Origin of the sequence: Bacteroides sp. AF25-38AC (assembly GCF_003602995.1) — a bacterium.
Taxonomy (GTDB): domain Bacteria; phylum Bacteroidota; class Bacteroidia; order Bacteroidales; family Bacteroidaceae; genus Bacteroides; species Bacteroides uniformis.
Map to the genome: position 1 here is coordinate 112,875 of NZ_QTMD01000002.1, position 15,677 is coordinate 128,551.

Genomic DNA, 15,677 nt, shown 5'->3' on the forward strand with positions numbered 1-15,677 from the left:
TGTATATGAAGATAATGAAATATATGATGCAGGTGCTTCTTGCTGGGGGCCTGCTTACATCTTGCATTGAAGATGCTGATGTTACCGCTTATTTGACTGAAGACCAACTGGGCAATGTGGCTCAGGAAGATCCTGATAAGGCTTTTTCAGCTGCTGTGGCAGGTATGTATACTGATATGCAACAGTATGTTGACGTCAATATGAGTCACAACTATTTCGGTCAAAAGAGTTTTGATTACTTAACATCGCTGATGGGCAACGATATGATTATGACCGGACGTTTCGCCATGAGTATGTATCATTATTTGCTGGATTACTGGCAACAGAACTATACTCCGACCAACAACCGTTGGAAAGAGTACTATCGCGTCATAGCCAATGCCAACAATATCCTCAAGCTGATTGACCCCAGCAGTGAAGATCCCGCCAATTTGAAATATCGTGCCATTGCCCTTGGTTTCCGTGGCTATGCCTACTTACAACTGACTTACTTATATCAGCATTCCTACTATACCGGTGCGGATGGAACGAAATGGGGCCGTGGAGAGAAATATGACTTCTCCCAGTCTCCGTGTGTACCGCTTATTACAGAGGATACGGAAGGTGACCAGCCACGTGCTACTGTAGCCCAAATCTATGAACAAATCAAGAGTGACCTTACTACTGCTTTCGATTTGTTCAAGAATTTGGATATGACGCGTACTTCCTCACCCACTGATATGGATGGCTGCGTGGTAGCTATGCATTTGGCTCGTGCAAATATGGTTATCCATGAATGGGATGAGGCGATAAAGTATGCGCAAGTGGTGATTGATAATTTCCCCATATTGCAGAGTGAAGACCAGATACTCCAGGGATTCAGTAATATCAGCTTACCGGATGTAGTATTCGGATGTGATATTACAGCAGACAATAGTACGACTTATATGTCTTTCTTCTCGCAGATGGATACTTATGGTGATGGGTATGCCGGCATCGGTGTATGGCGCGCTGCCTTTAAGCCATTAGTAGACCGTATCGCGGATACTGATATCCGTCTGCAATGGTTCTGCTGCGACCGTTCTACAGGTGTAACAGATGCTTCCGGTAATCGTATAACATTGATTCGTGACACTCAGTCTCCAGTTGCCGTGGAATACCAAGCTGTAAAATTTATCGGTACAGGTCGTGATAACATCAAGGCCGGTGTGTTCAGCGGATGGGAACTGGGAGATTATATTTACCTGCGTTCAGAAGAAGCTTACATGATAAAAATGGAAGCTTTGGCTCACAAGGGTTCTGCAGAAGCAGTGACTGAACTGAATAGCTTTATGAAGACTCGCCAGCCCGATTATAATTACACTTTCACGAATAAGGCTGACCTGATAGAGGAAATCATTTATCAGAAACGTGTAGAGTTCTGGGGTGAAGGTTTGGAATATATTGATAATCGTCGTTTGAATATTCCTGTAGATCGTACAGATGAAACTTGGGGCGCAGAAAATAATAATCACTTCTCTGCCGGTAAGTTCCGTTATAACCAAGAAGACAGGCCGTTCCTTTACCAATTACCTCTCTCTGAAATAGAGAATAATTCTCAGCTTTCTCCGAGCGACCAGAATTAATACCTCAAAGGACATGTTATACGGAAAAATAACACAGAAGCGCTATCTGTGCAGACTAATCAAGCTGCATTACCCCAACAATAATAATGCGACAACTATGATGATTCATCCGGTTGAACATACCGGAATTTCATAATAAAGTGTTTTTGAGAAGCCACTCATTGTGAAATGGGTGGCTTTTCTTCTCTTAATCCTACAAAAGACTTCAGGGGAAGTGTTATTTCAAGATTACATATCTTCCAAAAAAAGCCCTTTATAAGAAACAGAGCAGTTTTCCCATTCTTTGTTGATTGTGAGAAAATATTCTCCTTTTTTCTTCAATATTCCCCAATCTATCCGTTCATTATTGTGTTCAATTTTTACCAATTCGTAAAATGAAAAAATACAATGCCGGTCTTCCATCCGTTGGCTTCAATAAAAGTGAGGTCTTATCGATACGCCTAAAACCGTCATTTACGATTCTTCTTGAGACTGTTCTGCTATATTCTTTAAAACTGCCAATTCTTTTTTCGACTATAGAATTTCATAATACACCTTATCATTTTACATCAAGTCCACTATTATCGTAATGCACATTACGATAATACCAATTAGAGACGATAATTTGTATAAAATGAATTTCTCCTTGAACTTTTACACAAGAAACTATAAAGTAATTTATTAAGCTCCTTTAGAAATGATCTCATAAGTTCATTAGTTTTTTATACAGCAAACACAGATTTCCTATATTTGAAATAGGAATAAACTAATATTTATCTCTATCTGAAATGGGAATGGTTATTCTGTAATTTGAAATAGTATTTACATGAAATGCAATATTCTTATGGATGAAATAAGTAATACAAGTAAATATTCAACGAAAAATAAACAAATAATAGATATTGACATAATTACCCATTCTTTTAAAAAGAGGAATACTAATTTTACAACCGTAGTACATTAATTGATACTCAAACAGCTATTAATCAAAATATTACATTTATTAATGGTATCACATAAGTAAGGTTTTGTTTATTGTAGACCCATATAGGACAGCTTTGAAAAGAGTATTCCTTGTTTTAGCCAATTCTTTGACTTATTGTATATTCTTTATTATCAATATATTATACACATTGTAGTTCCGCGAAAACTCTGGTGATTTCGTTTGTTGGTATGCAAACCCAAGAAGTAACGATTAAACCTCATGTAAAGGTAATTTTGAAATCCGATTCTGAGCTGCTTGAAGAGGTTGTGGTTACCGGTTACGGTACATTTAAAAAAGCATCATTTACTGGAGCTGCTTCTACTGTAAACACTTCCACCTTGGAAGATGTACCTGTTCTTTCTGTTGCCGACAAACTTTCTGGTAATGTCGCTGGTGTTACTTTTGGCTCAAGTTCAAGTAATCCGGGTTCTGTAAGCAGTATCCGTGTACGTGGTATGGGTTCCATCAATGCCGGAAACAATCCGCTTTATGTTATTGACGGAACACCGGTCACAAGTGGAGACTTATCCGAGTTCACTTATAGTGATGCAGGAACTGATATTTTGTCTTCACTCAATACCAATGACATCGAGTCTATCACAGTTATCAAAGATGCGGCTGCTGCCTCTCTTTACGGCTCGCGTGCTGCTAACGGTGTTGTGGTCATTACGACGAAAAGCGGAAAACAAGGCAAAACAAATGTAAGTTTCCGTTCCGACTGGGGTTTCTCAAACATGGCAATAGATTATCGTCCTATGCTTGACGGTGACTCGCGCCGCGAACTCTTATGGACCGGTCTCAAGAATTACGGGTTATACACCGGAAACATGTCCGATGCAGATGCCGCAACTTTTGCAGACCAGAACATCGAGGACTTTGCTTCAAAACCCTCAACCGGATGGACGGATTGGAAAGACCTGCTTTTCCGTAACGGTTCTCATCAGAACTACCAGCTGAGCGTATCTGGTGGCAATGACCGTACCAAGTTCTACACCTCAGTAGCTTATACCAATCAGGAAGGTATCATTTACAAACAAGGTCTGGAACGTTTCACTGGTAATGCAAACCTCACTCATAAGTTTGGAGACTTTGAAGTTCAGGTTACAAGCCAATTCTCAAAAGTAAGACAAAACAAAACTAATGAAGCTACCTCCTATGATGGACCTGTGGCCAATTACGCATTCTTCCAAAGCCCCTCATCAACCCCTTATAATGAAGACGGCACATTAAACAATGGTTGCGGCGTATTTGGAGTCAATCCTTTGTATGAAAGAGAACACAGCTCTGACGTTTATACCCTGATGAAGGCATTCAATACAATCAAGTTGACCTACAATATTTGGGACAAGTTGAATTTAAGTGAAAAGATTGCTTATGATTACGCACAAGGAACCAATGACGTTCTTTGGGACAGACACTCAAACAATGGTGCCCCCGGTGGTGTCATGCAGCGTATCGTCAATCGTAATGACCAGCTGAATACACAAACCCAGCTCTCTTACATCAACTCTTTCGGTCTACACAATATTGACGCCCTGCTTGGTTTTGAAACACAAGATACGGAATATGCTTTCAACTACATGGCAGGCCAAGACTATCCGGGTGATTTGTACGAATTGACAAATGCCGGTTCAACAAGTGCCGAAACCAACAGACAGAGCTATCGCATGACTTCGTTCCTCGGACGTGCCAATTATAACTACGCAGACAGATATTATCTCGGTCTCAGCTATCGTACCGACGGAAGTTCACGTCTGGCAAGAGAAAACCGTTGGGGAAGTTTCTGGTCGGTTTCCGGAGCATGGAGATTCATAGACGAAAGTTTCCTGAATCCTGTCAAGAGTGTATTGACAGATGGAAAGCTCCGTGTGTCATACGGTGTAAACGGAACGCAACCATCAGACTATTATGCTTATATGAATCTTTATAAATACGGAATCATATACAATGGACAGTCAGGAATGTCAATCGTCGGAATTGCAAACCCGGACCTGAAATGGGAAAAGAACAAAACATGGAATATCGGTCTCGACCTTTCATTCATCGACCGTATCTCTGTAACATTCGACTACTATCAGCGTAAAACCAGCGACCTTATATATGACCTCCCCGTATCACAAGTCGGCGGATATTATGATGGCAATTATGGGTATACCACCCCGCAAAACATCGGTTCACTGAAGAACTCCGGTTTTGAGTTGACCATTACATCAACCAATTTCAGAAACAAGGATTTCACGTGGACCACTTCTCTGAACATGGCACACAACAGCAACAAACTGACCAAATTGGATGGCCAGCAGAATGAAATCGTATCAGGACCGCTGATTCACCGTGTAGGCGAACCTTACTATTCATACTATGTTTATGAATACGCCGGAGTCGACGCAGAGACCGGTAAAGAAATGTTCTATCTGAATGACGGAACAGAGAATGCCCGCAAGACAACTACAAATATCTCTGAAGCCAACAAAACTATTGTAGGCAAGCATCAGGCTAGTATAGAAGGCGGTCTTACCAACAACCTCAAATGGAAGTTTATCGACTTGGGCTTCACTTTCACTTATTCATTGGGTGGTGATGCTTTTGACTACTCCACTTGGCAGCACTCCAATGGCGGTTCATATCTATACGGTGGTGCCGTACCGACATACTATGACATCTCAAAGATGTGGACAGGCCCGGGCGACACGAATGCCACATTGCCTAAATTTGAATATGGAAGCGCTGCTTCACTGTCTTCACGCTGGCTGATGCCTACTGATTATCTACGTCTGAAGAACCTCACATTAGGTGTAAGCATTCCGCAAAACTATATCAGCAAGCTTGGGCTCAGCAAAGCCAGAATCTACTTCTCTGGTTCCAACCTGCTTACATGGAAGTCTAAAGACTTATTTGTAGATCCGGAAATGCGTGTAGACGGACTATGCACATTTGAGACTCCGGCATTGAGAACATATACATTCGGAATAGAATTGAATTTCTAACTAATAAAGATACGAAAATGAAAATATTAAAGACATTATACACAGCAACGCTTTGCGCAGCTATGGCAGTCAGCACTTCATCATGCCTCAACAGTTGGCTGGATCAGTCACCCGCAGACGGAATAGATGCTGAAACCGCAATCAAGAACAGCGATGATTTGGCCAATGTGCGGACGGGACTTTATGCTGCCGTTAAAGGTAACAGTAGCCTGATTAATTATTATGGACGCCTCATGTTCGTATACGGTGACATGAGAGGGGAAGATATCCAATATGAATATAACGGGGGAAGTGGAAGAGCAAACTTCTACTACTATATGGAATATACAACTGCAGACAATTTCACCACCTCAACAGCCGTATGGCAGATGCCTTATGTAGTCATTGCACGCGCCAACCGTCTGATTCAGGCAGCAGAAAGTGGCAACCTGACCGATGCGGCAGAGGCAAAAGCCACTATTGACCAATATGATGCAGAAGCAAAAGTTCTGCGCGCCATGGCACTGTTTGACCTTACACGTATCTACGGTAAACCTTATACGGTAGATCAAGGCAGCTCACTCGGTGTGCCCATCGCTACCTCCCCACTAGAATCGACAGAAAAGCCAAGCCGCAGCACGGTAGCTCAATGTTATGAGAGTATTGAAAAAGATTTGACAGATGCAATCAACTCAAATGCACTGCCCAAAACCAATGAAGTGGGTTATGTCAACCTTTGGGCTGCCAAAGCCTTGCAGGTACGTGTATATATGACAAAAGGCGAATGGAGCAAGGCTCTATCCGTAGCAGAAGACATCATATCAAACTCGTCTTACAAACTTTGGGAACCGTCAGAATATGTTGCAGCATGGAGCAAAAGCGATGCCAATCATTCAAAAGAAATCATGTTCGAGATTTCCATCAACAACAATACTGACTGGACAGACCGTGAAGGTATTGCCTATTTATATGCCGACAAGGCTGGCGCTTCTCCCGGATATGGAGATGTAATTGTCACAAAAGACTTCTCTGACATGCTTACATCCGACCCGGCAGACATCCGTAACGACATATTATTGGCAGCGGCAGCAGGAGGATTTGACAAGCGCAAAGTTTACATCAACAAAATGCCAGCTGTAAACGGAGATGTGCGTTACTCCAATGTCCCATTGCTACGCTTGTCAGAAGTTTACTTGTCAGCAGCAGAAGCAGCTTTCCAAGCCGGAGACAAGAACAAGGCTGCCAACTTGCTGAACGATATCATCTCCAACCGCACAACGGATGAAAGCAAACAAGTAACCAGCGGAAACATCACATTAGACCGCATCTACATCGAACGCCGCAAGGAACTTGTAGGTGAAGGACAGCGCTACTTCGATGTTATGCGCCGAGGTGAAACCGTTACACGCTACACGGACGTTAATGACAGAGGATGGCACGACGTATTGAGCGAAGAAGCGCGTACATTCAACCGCGACTCCAAGAAAGCGCTCCCGTTGATTCCCGTCGGTGAAATCAATGCCAATCCGAACATAGAACAAAATCCAGGCTATTAATCAATAGTAGCCTAAAGAAACTTGGGAATTTTCCCAATGTGTTTTTATAAATAAAGTGTTTAGAGGAGGTGTGCCAGTGATGGTATGCCTCCTTCTTTCAATATATCCACCAATATCGGTTTCACTCCGCTGACAAAACACTCAACGGCAATAACCATCAGGATAAGTCCCATCAGGCGCATCATCACATTGTTTCCCGTCTCACCCAGGATTTTGACCAACCGCGTGGAAGCACGCAATATGAAGAAGGTAATCAGATAAATAAAGGCAATCATTCCTATAAGAACTCCTTTCATCTGAATGGTATGGGCATCCTGCATCAGCACAATGGCATTGGCTATGGCACCAGGACCACAAAGCATCGGAATTCCAAGAGGAGTAATGGAAATATCATCGGCATAAGTCTTGATTTCCTCGTCTTTCAGCTTCATTGGGGTATAACGGGCTTGCAGCATATCGAAGCCAATCTTAAAGATAATAACTCCACCGGCAATACGGAAACCATTGGTAGAGATACCGAAGAACTTAAAGAGGAACTGCCCTGCAAACGTAAAGACCATAATTGTTATAAAGGCAACCAAAGTGGCGCGCGATACTACCGACTGCCGTTCACGGTCTGTCATTCCATGCGTCATGGTCAAAAACACCGGCATGGTGCCGAGAGGGTTTGTCAACGTAAAGAAGGAGGTAAAACAAAGTAAAGCGAAAGGTAAGATTGTGTCCATAGCTGTATAATATACGTTTCTGCAGACAAAAGTACAACTAAAAATTTCAATGTCACAAAATCTGCATCAATTCTTTCAGATTACTGATATGATAAGTCGGTTGGAAAGGCAGTTCTTCCTTCCCTGTTACATTATAAAACACTTGGTGCATGCCCACTCCTTTGGCTCCTGCCACATCATTCTCCCAACTATCGCCTATCATCAAAGAATCACGCACCTCGGATTGTGTGGCAGAAAGGGCAAAATGAAAAATTTCGGGCCAGGGCTTCAAGATACCGATGTCATCAGAGAGAACAATCTTCTTAAAAAAGTGGTCAATGCCTGCCGAACGCATCTTATGACATTGCAGCTCTTGGAAGCCGTTGGAAAGGATATAGAGGTTATATTTCCCCGCCAAATATTCCAGTACCTCATACGCATGCGGCATCAGCCGACTTTTTGTGGGAATGACCGAAAAGAAATCATCAGAAAAAGCCTCGGCCAAAGCAGCATCCCCCGCCCCTACTGCCTCCAGAGGATATAGAAAACGCTGGCGGTTCAACTCTTCCTTACTGACCTGCCCTCTGCCGTATTCTTCCCACAGCTCTACATTACGATGCTGATAAAGCGTATAGAAATGCTGGAAAGAACGAAAGAAACGGTCATAATCATACTTGTGATACATCTCTTCGAATGTATCGCGTGCATTAAGGGAAAATGCCCAAAGCGTATCGTCCAGGTCAAAAAATAGGTTCTTATATTGGGATGCCATAATTTAAAGGAAAGGGATATATAAAAATAGACGCAGATTATCAATTCCAATAACCTGCGTCCGTTCTGTATCAGTCTATAACAGTGTTATTTTACCTGGATTACCAAATACTTGGACACACTCCAGAAGTCTTTCGGATTTGTAATCTTCAAAGTCAGCTGTCCTTTATCATCTTTCTCCAACGCATAAGAACCAGCGGGATGAGTAGTCAAGATATCAGCATCTTTAGAGTATAGTTTAATCTCTTTTGTCGTACGGATATCCACTTGTGTAAAGTAGTCCTTGTTGATATCAGAATCTTTCAGCACCTGGCCTTTTTTGAAAAGTCCGGTATTTGTCAATATCTTCTGGTCCTTCAACTCTTTCTTCGTACCAAATACAAACCAAGCCGTATTGAGTGCCTTATCTTGTTCGGCAACGGTTTGAGCCTTCGCCTCATTTTCGGCAGTCAATTCTTCTTTCTCAGTAGACAAACCGGTTACGGCAGCATCCAGTTCCTGGATACGGATATTCTTGGAAGCCAGCTCAGCCTGCAATTCCTCGATACGCTGGGTCTTTGCCACCAACTCCTGAGTCAGGGACTCCACAGCCCTCTTCAACTGGGCAGAGTTATTCTTACTATTCTTCAGCATGGACTGTAATTTGGCAATCTGTTCCTTGTTCTCTTCCATCTGCTTACGGATAAACTCAATATCCGACGCAATCTGCTGCTTGGCATTCAAAGAGCCTTCTGCCACAGCACCACGCTGCAAATCCACACGGCTCTCTGCTGCATTAATCTGGCGGAATCCCTCTGAAATATCATTGAAAGTGCCCATCATCTCGTCCAATTCAGCATTACGCTGAGTCAGTTCCATCAATAAAGAATCATTTTCAGCTTTCAGCTGGTTCTTACTGCCACCAGAGAAGCTGTCACACGAAGCCATTACAGCCGCGCATACAATTAAAACTGCTAACTTTTTCATACGCTTTCGTTTTACGTTTGGTTAATGAAGTTATTTAATCGTCTATTCCTGTTACTACAATCACAATTTCACCGCGCGGTTCGTTCGCCGTGAAATGTTCAATCAATTCTGTAAGCGTTCCACGCACCGTTTCTTCGTGCATCTTTGAGATTTCCCGCGAAACAGAAGCCTGACGTTCGGCACCGAAATGTTCGGCAAACTGCGTCAAAGCTTTTACCAATCTGTGGGGAGACTCATAGAACACCATGGTACGACACTCCTCGGCCAATGCCTTCAGGCGGGTCATCCTTCCTTTCTTCTGTGGAAGGAAACCTTCAAAACAGAACTTCTCATTCGGCAGTCCGGAAGCCACCAATGCCGGTACAAAAGCTGTCGCTCCCGGCAGGCATTGCACTTCGATGCCGTTACGCACACACTCTCTGACTACCAGAAAGCCCGGGTCGGATATACCCGGCGTACCTGCATCCGAAATCAAAGCTACAGTTTCTCCCCCCTTTATTCTATTAACAACACTTTCAACCGTTTTATGTTCATTAAATTTATGGTGAGATTGCATCGCATTCTTTATTTCGAAGTGTTTCAGCAATATGCCGGAGGTACGTGTATCCTCAGCAAGTATCAAATCCACTTCTTTCAGAATCCGGATAGCACGGAATGTCATATCTTCCAAATTTCCTACCGGGGTAGGCACTACATAAAGTTTTCCCATACTTATCGGTTGTTTAGCTGAAATATTTTTTGAGGAGTTCCATAAAATCGACGGCGGCTTCATTTTCTTCATCCGGGTGCACTTCCGAAGCAAAAATATCCATAGCCTTGTCCAAAGAAGGAGCCTCACCCAAACGTCGTACCACTTCATTCATCCGTGCAGCATCGCCTGCGAACAGTTCGCGGACAAAACGGAATGAATCGTTCAGACTGATGGCATGTTTCAAATCCTTGGCAGGCTTGATGCGTTCTGCCAAAATAGGAACTGTTTCCGGTTCCTCACATACCATCTTCACTGTATCAGGAATAACCGATTCGACCGGAGAAACCGATTCGGTCAAAGGAGTAGTAACAGCAGGGGGTTCCTCCAGGGGCGACACAACAGCCGTTGGCGCCTCCTCAAGCAGTTCTTGCAACGCCTCCAAGCGTGCCTTCATCTGCTGGATATTCCGTTTTGCCACAATCTTCAATGTCGGATTGGCATCACTTGAAATGGCCTGCATCAAACATTTCAATTCCTGAATATCTAATTCTATGTCGTTTAATAGGGTTTGCATATCCTTTACACAGTCCGTGTTAACGCTACAAATGTAGAAATAAATAATGAAAAAATATCGGAAAGCAAACAAAAGTGTTACTTTTGCGCTTAAATATAACACTCGAAAACATGGTATTATTTTCAGAAGATCATATACAGGAAACCAAACGCAGGGGAAGAATTGAGGTCATTTGCGGTTCCATGTTCTCCGGCAAAACCGAAGAGCTGATAAGGAGACTGAAACGGGCAAAATTTGCCAAACAACGCGTAGAGATATTCAAGCCTGCCATAGACACCCGTTATTCCGAAGCCGATGTCGTATCGCATGACAGTCATTCCATAGCCTCCACTCCCATCGACTCGTCTGCCAGCATTCTGCTCTTCACTTCAGAGATAGATGTAGTGGGCATTGACGAAGCCCAGTTCTTTGACAGCGGCCTGATTGATGTATGCAACCAGCTTGCCAACAATGGTATACGCGTCATTGTAGCCGGACTGGATATGGACTTCCGCGGTATTCCATTCGGCCCTATGCCGGGACTGTGTGCCATTGCAGACGAAGTTTCCAAAGTACATGCCATCTGTGTGAAATGTGGTCAACTTGCCTCGTTCTCCCACCGTACCGTCAAGAACGACAAACAAGTACTGCTGGGGGAAACCGAAGAATATGAACCGCTATGCCGAGAGTGCTATCAGCAAGCCATCCAAGCCGACCAAAAGGAAATCGGTCATTAACAAATACAAAAAACAGAGCATTATGGAACGCAAAAAGATTACATTCGACAGTTTTATCCGCGGTGTCATACTCGGTGTCATCATTATCGGCATCCTTATGCTCTTCAAGCGTCTAAGCGGCGTATTGCTGCCATTCTTCATCGCATGGCTCATTGCCTATCTGATATACCCCCTGGTCACCTTCTTCCAGTACAGATTAAGGCTCAAGAACCGGGTCATATCCATCTTCTGCGCCTTATTCAGTATTCTGATTGTAGGAGGAACCGCCTTCTATCTGCTTGTGCCTCCCATGATGGACGAATTCGTCAGGGTAAAAGATTTGGTAATAGACTACTTTTCCAACGGAACCCACGACGGCAATGTGCCCAAAACACTCTCTGAATTCCTTCGTGAGAACATAGACACCCAGTTTGTCACCCAATTGTTCAAGGAAGAGAATATGCTGAACGCCATCAAGGAAACCGTTCCCCGGCTCTGGTCCTTGTTGTCAGAATCCGTCAATCTGCTGTTCAGTTTCTTCACTTTCTTCCTCATTCTTCTCTATATAGTTTTCATATTGCTGGATTACGAAAGCATTTCCGAAGGGTGGACCCACCTGGTACCACAGAAATACCGGCCCTTCGTAATCAATGTAATGAACGATGTGAAAGACGGCATGAACAGATACTTCCGCGGACAAGCATTCGTGGCATTGTGTGTCGGTATTCTGTTCAGTATAGGCTTTCTGATTATTGATTTCCCACTGGCCATTGGACTCGGCTTATTCATCGGCGCTTTAAACCTAGTACCTTATTTGCAGATTATCGGCTTTATACCTACCATCGTGCTGGCCATACTGAAAGCAGCGGATACGGGAGGAAACTTCTGGATTATCATTGCATCGGCCCTTGCGGTATTCATCATAGTACAAGCCATTCAAGACGGATTCATCGTACCGCGTGTCATGGGGAAGATTACGGGCCTGAATCCTGCCATCATCTTACTGTCTTTATCGATTTGGGGGTCATTGATGGGGATGCTGGGTATGATTATAGCACTTCCGCTTACCACCCTTATGCTCTCCTACTATCAACGTTTCATCATAAACAGAGAAAAAATTCACAAGTTTGAACAGACTGATAATCAACAAGAAGAGTAAAAGCAGAAGTCGTTCTCAAAACTTTTTCCCTTAATCCATTTGTTTTTTAAACAAAAGTGCCTATCTTTGCACCCGCTTAACAGTAATAAGGTCTGATTCGCTAGCTCAGCAGGTAGAGCACAACACTTTTAATGTTGGGGTCCTGGGTTCGAGCCCCAGGCGGATCACTCAAACAAAAAGCAAAACAATGAAAACCGCTGATAATCAATCATTATCAGCGGTTTTTCTTTTTATCCATACTGCAAATTGAAGCAGAATACCGCATTTTACTGGAGGTGAAATAGGTGGACTTAATTTCCACATAAAAACAAGTCCACCTGATTGGATTATATTTCACTGATTCTCTGCGTTTTGCATAAAACAAACTCTTTTCAAAACATGTATTTTTACACCATCAAAAAAAGAAGAGTATGGCAATGCAAAGAAACTATTTTACGGTATTGTTTTTCCTGAAGAAATCAAAGCTGCTTAAAAATGGAGAAGCACCAATCTGTATGCGTATCACAATAAACGGAAAACGTGCAGAGGTACAAATCAAGCGAAGTATAGATGTTACAAAATGGAATACGCAAAAAGAATGCGCGATTGGCAGGGAAAAGAAGTATCAAGAAATAAACCACTATCTTGATACGATAAGAACTAAAATCCTTCAAATTCACCGTGAACTTGAGCAGGACGGTAAACCTATTACAGCAGATATTATAAAAAATATCTATTATGGAGAACACTCTACTCCCAAAATGCTGCTTGAAGTATTCCAGGAACACAATTCGGAATATCGGGAATTAATGAACAAGGAATATGCCGAAGGTACTGTACTTCGATACGAACGTACAGCAAGATATTTGAAGGAGTTTATCAGTGAACAATATAAACTGGCTGATATTCCATTAAAATCAATCAACTATGAATTTATAACCAAATTCGAACATTTCATTAAAATACAGAAAAACTGTGCGCAAAATGCGACAGTGAAATATCTGAAAAATTTAAAGAAAATCATCAAAACTGCATTGATAAAGAAGTGGATAACTGATGATCCGTTTGCAGAAATACACTTCAAACAGACCAAGTGTAACCGTGAATTCTTAAACGAAATGGAACTTCGCAAAATCATCAATAAAGATTTTGATATTCAACGATTACAAACCGTAAGGGACATATTCATCTTCTGTTGTTTCACCGGTTTGGCTTTCACAGACGTAAAGAATCTGAAAAAGGAACACCTTGTACAGGCTGATAATGGTGAATGGTGGATAAGAAAAGCAAGGGAAAAGACCGATAATATGTGCGACATTCCATTGTTGGATATACCAAGACTTATTTTAGAGAAATATCAGTCAAATCCAATCTGCAATGAAAAAGGATTATTACTTCCTGTTCCCAGCAACCAACGAATGAACAGTTATTTGAAAGAAATAGCTGATGTATGTGGTATTCAGAAGAATCTTTCCACACATATTGCAAGACATACATTTGCATCACTGGCTATTGCAAATAAGGTTTCCTTGGAATCCATTGCCAAAATGTTAGGACACACAGACATTCGTACAACTCGTATTTATGCCAAAATAATGAATTCTACCATTGCCAATGAAATGAAAGTACTGCAAAACAAGTTCGCAATATAATTTTCAACCATTATTTCATTTCTTACAGCAAATATCGCCCTTTGCCACTGACTGTGCAAGGCGGCCCTGTCGGGCTGGTTGGCTGGAAAAAAATCATCCTCGCTTCGCTCCGGTATTTTTTTCCGCCAAGCCTTGCACCGGTCATTGGCAAAGAACAGCCGGGCCAGTAAGAAATTGAAATACTGGCTCCACGGAGCCGGTCATGTCTAATTTAAATAAAAGAATATGACTGAAGAAGTTGGAAAGAAGGTATGTGAAGGTACAGTAGCAGACCTCATGAAGGACAAGACCGGAAAACAGACGGTTGTCACGTTGACAAGAAAGAATGCTTACCGAGTGAAGAAAATCAGAGAACAAGGGACGGATGACGAAGCTGTCCTTTTTCATTTCCGTAAACGCTGTACGGGAATGGGCTCCTATGTACACACAATCGAAGCGGCAGACGGAGAAACAGAACTTCATCCGTCTGAATTTGAAAAATGGGAAGCTGTGGAATTCCTGTATCCCGGCTATCTGGAAGACCTGCTTGATGCTGCATACAACGCGTACAGATGGAGTTCTTTCGAACCTGAAGCAAGGGCGGAAACAGACATCATGCAATATGAAAAACAACTTGTAGAGGATCTGAAACAGATTCCGGAAGAAAAGCAGAACGAGTATGTCAGTGCATACCATAGCAAGTTCTCTGCCTTGCTGGGCTGTCTCTCACGATGTGCCAGTCCGATGGTGACAGGGCCTGCCAAATTCAACTGCCAGCGCAACAACAAAGCCTTGGATGCATACCAGAACAGATTTGATGAATTTCATGATTGGCGTAACCGCTTCAAGGCTGCCATGGAAAGGATGAAAGAGGCTGCCAAACCGGAAGAACAGAAGCAAGAGGAGGCATGGAACCGCCTGAAGCGTGACATTGCAAGCAGCGCACAGACCATTCATGATATTGATACCGGTAAAGCAAGAGGATACAGCCGTGCCTTGTTTGTCAGCAGTATCCTTAATAAAGTAAGCACCTATGCAGGAAAAGGAGAAGTGGAAATCGTACAGAAAGCGGTGGACTTCATTACAGACTTCAATGCACAATGCAAAAAACCGGTTATCACTCCGCGGAACCGTTTCTTCCAACTGCCGGAAATGGCACGCCAGGCCAGACTGAAACTTCAGGAAATCAGAGAACGGGAAAACCGTGAACTGAAATTTGAAGGCGGAACGCTGGTATGGAACTATGAGGCAGACCGCCTGCAAATCCAGTTTGACAATATTCCGGATGACCAGAGGCGCAAGGAACTGAAATCATACGGTTTCAAATGGTCGCCGAGATACCAGGCATGGCAACGGCAACTTACACAGAATGCCGTATATGCAGTCAAAAGAGTGTTGAACCTTCAAAACCTATAAG

At 42.8% G+C, this 15,677-nt stretch carries 12 protein-coding genes and 1 tRNA gene; 8 read left to right on the forward strand and 5 right to left on the reverse strand.

What is annotated here, in order from left to right:
* The first annotated feature begins 5 nt into the window (after positions 1-5).
* The 3 genes from DWY55_RS01950 to DWY55_RS01965 all read left to right on the forward strand — a co-directional run bounded on the left by DWY55_RS01950 (position 6) and on the right by DWY55_RS01965 (position 7,090).
* Positions 6-1,604 (forward strand): RagB/SusD family nutrient uptake outer membrane protein, encoded by a 1,599-nt coding sequence (locus DWY55_RS01950; RefSeq protein WP_034533057.1) that lies wholly within the window; start codon positions 6-8, stop codon positions 1,602-1,604.
* 1,098 nt (positions 1,605-2,702) lie between these two features.
* Positions 2,703-5,555 (forward strand): SusC/RagA family TonB-linked outer membrane protein, encoded by a 2,853-nt coding sequence (locus DWY55_RS01960; protein WP_317135444.1) that lies wholly within the window; start codon positions 2,703-2,705, stop codon positions 5,553-5,555.
* Positions 5,556-5,572: 17 nt separating this feature from the next.
* Complete coding sequence (locus DWY55_RS01965) at positions 5,573-7,090, forward strand: RagB/SusD family nutrient uptake outer membrane protein (protein ID WP_117703521.1); 1,518 nt, start codon at positions 5,573-5,575, stop codon at positions 7,088-7,090.
* Between the two features lie 59 nt (positions 7,091-7,149).
* Here DWY55_RS01965 and DWY55_RS01970 read toward each other — a convergent pair whose 3' ends face one another.
* The 5 genes from DWY55_RS01970 to DWY55_RS01990 all read right to left on the reverse strand — a co-directional run bounded on the left by DWY55_RS01970 (position 7,150) and on the right by DWY55_RS01990 (position 10,796).
* A complete protein-coding gene (locus DWY55_RS01970) occupies positions 7,150-7,815 on the reverse strand; it encodes a MarC family protein (protein ID WP_008665785.1) in 666 nt (221 codons plus the stop codon).
* Between the two features lie 52 nt (positions 7,816-7,867).
* Entirely contained in the window at positions 7,868-8,566 is a 699-nt protein-coding gene (locus tag DWY55_RS01975) for a YjjG family noncanonical pyrimidine nucleotidase (RefSeq protein WP_117703522.1), read from the reverse strand.
* A gap of 86 nt (positions 8,567-8,652) precedes the next feature.
* Positions 8,653-9,531: a hypothetical protein gene (locus DWY55_RS01980; protein WP_005835026.1), complete on the reverse strand. Its 879-nt coding sequence runs from the start codon at positions 9,529-9,531 to the stop codon at positions 8,653-8,655.
* A 34-nt stretch (positions 9,532-9,565) separates the two neighbouring features.
* Positions 9,566-10,240, reverse strand: a complete 675-nt coding sequence (gene rsmI, locus DWY55_RS01985; RefSeq protein ID WP_008665787.1) for a 16S rRNA (cytidine(1402)-2'-O)-methyltransferase — start codon at positions 10,238-10,240, stop codon at positions 9,566-9,568.
* A gap of 13 nt (positions 10,241-10,253) precedes the next feature.
* On the reverse strand, positions 10,254-10,796 hold the full coding sequence (locus DWY55_RS01990; RefSeq protein ID WP_034523325.1) for a hypothetical protein: 543 nt from the start codon (positions 10,794-10,796) through the stop codon (positions 10,254-10,256).
* A 110-nt stretch (positions 10,797-10,906) separates the two neighbouring features.
* Between DWY55_RS01990 and DWY55_RS01995 the strand changes: the two genes are divergently transcribed.
* From DWY55_RS01995 to DWY55_RS02015, 5 genes are all read left to right on the forward strand, one after another.
* Positions 10,907-11,512 carry a thymidine kinase gene (locus tag DWY55_RS01995; RefSeq protein WP_005835020.1) on the forward strand — a complete coding sequence of 202 codons (606 nt, stop codon included), beginning with the start codon at positions 10,907-10,909 and terminating at the stop codon, positions 11,510-11,512.
* A 22-nt stretch (positions 11,513-11,534) separates the two neighbouring features.
* Complete coding sequence (locus DWY55_RS02000) at positions 11,535-12,650, forward strand: AI-2E family transporter (RefSeq protein WP_005828446.1); 1,116 nt, start codon at positions 11,535-11,537, stop codon at positions 12,648-12,650.
* A 94-nt stretch (positions 12,651-12,744) separates the two neighbouring features.
* A tRNA-Lys gene (locus DWY55_RS02005) sits at positions 12,745-12,817 on the forward strand.
* Between the two features lie 243 nt (positions 12,818-13,060).
* The gene (locus DWY55_RS02010) at positions 13,061-14,281 is read left to right on the forward strand and encodes a site-specific integrase (protein WP_004326283.1); all 1,221 of its coding nucleotides are present in this window, start codon (positions 13,061-13,063) and stop codon (positions 14,279-14,281) included.
* A gap of 225 nt (positions 14,282-14,506) precedes the next feature.
* Complete coding sequence (locus DWY55_RS02015) at positions 14,507-15,676, forward strand: hypothetical protein (protein ID WP_120177987.1); 1,170 nt, start codon at positions 14,507-14,509, stop codon at positions 15,674-15,676.
* The last annotated feature ends 1 nt before the right edge of the window (position 15,677 follow it).

Bases quoted from the DNA above. Each gene is read 5' to 3' on its own strand.
- DWY55_RS02010 (WP_004326283.1), top strand. From the start codon at position 13,061: ATGGCAATGCAAAGAAACTATTTTACGGTATTGTTTTTCCTGAAGAAA.
- DWY55_RS02015 (WP_120177987.1), top strand. From the start codon at position 14,507: ATGACTGAAGAAGTTGGAAAGAAGGTATGTGAAGGTACAGTAGCAGAC.
- DWY55_RS01995 (WP_005835020.1), top strand. From the start codon at position 10,907: ATGGTATTATTTTCAGAAGATCATATACAGGAAACCAAACGCAGGGGA.
- DWY55_RS01980 (WP_005835026.1), bottom strand. From the start codon at position 9,531: ATGAAAAAGTTAGCAGTTTTAATTGTATGCGCGGCTGTAATGGCTTCG.
- rsmI (WP_008665787.1), bottom strand. From the start codon at position 10,240: ATGGGAAAACTTTATGTAGTGCCTACCCCGGTAGGAAATTTGGAAGAT.
- DWY55_RS01975 (WP_117703522.1), bottom strand. From the start codon at position 8,566: ATGGCATCCCAATATAAGAACCTATTTTTTGACCTGGACGATACGCTT.
- DWY55_RS01990 (WP_034523325.1), bottom strand. From the start codon at position 10,796: ATGCAAACCCTATTAAACGACATAGAATTAGATATTCAGGAATTGAAA.
- DWY55_RS01970 (WP_008665785.1), bottom strand. From the start codon at position 7,815: ATGGACACAATCTTACCTTTCGCTTTACTTTGTTTTACCTCCTTCTTT.
- DWY55_RS01965 (WP_117703521.1), top strand. From the start codon at position 5,573: ATGAAAATATTAAAGACATTATACACAGCAACGCTTTGCGCAGCTATG.
- DWY55_RS01950 (WP_034533057.1), top strand. From the start codon at position 6: ATGAAGATAATGAAATATATGATGCAGGTGCTTCTTGCTGGGGGCCTG.
- DWY55_RS02000 (WP_005828446.1), top strand. From the start codon at position 11,535: ATGGAACGCAAAAAGATTACATTCGACAGTTTTATCCGCGGTGTCATA.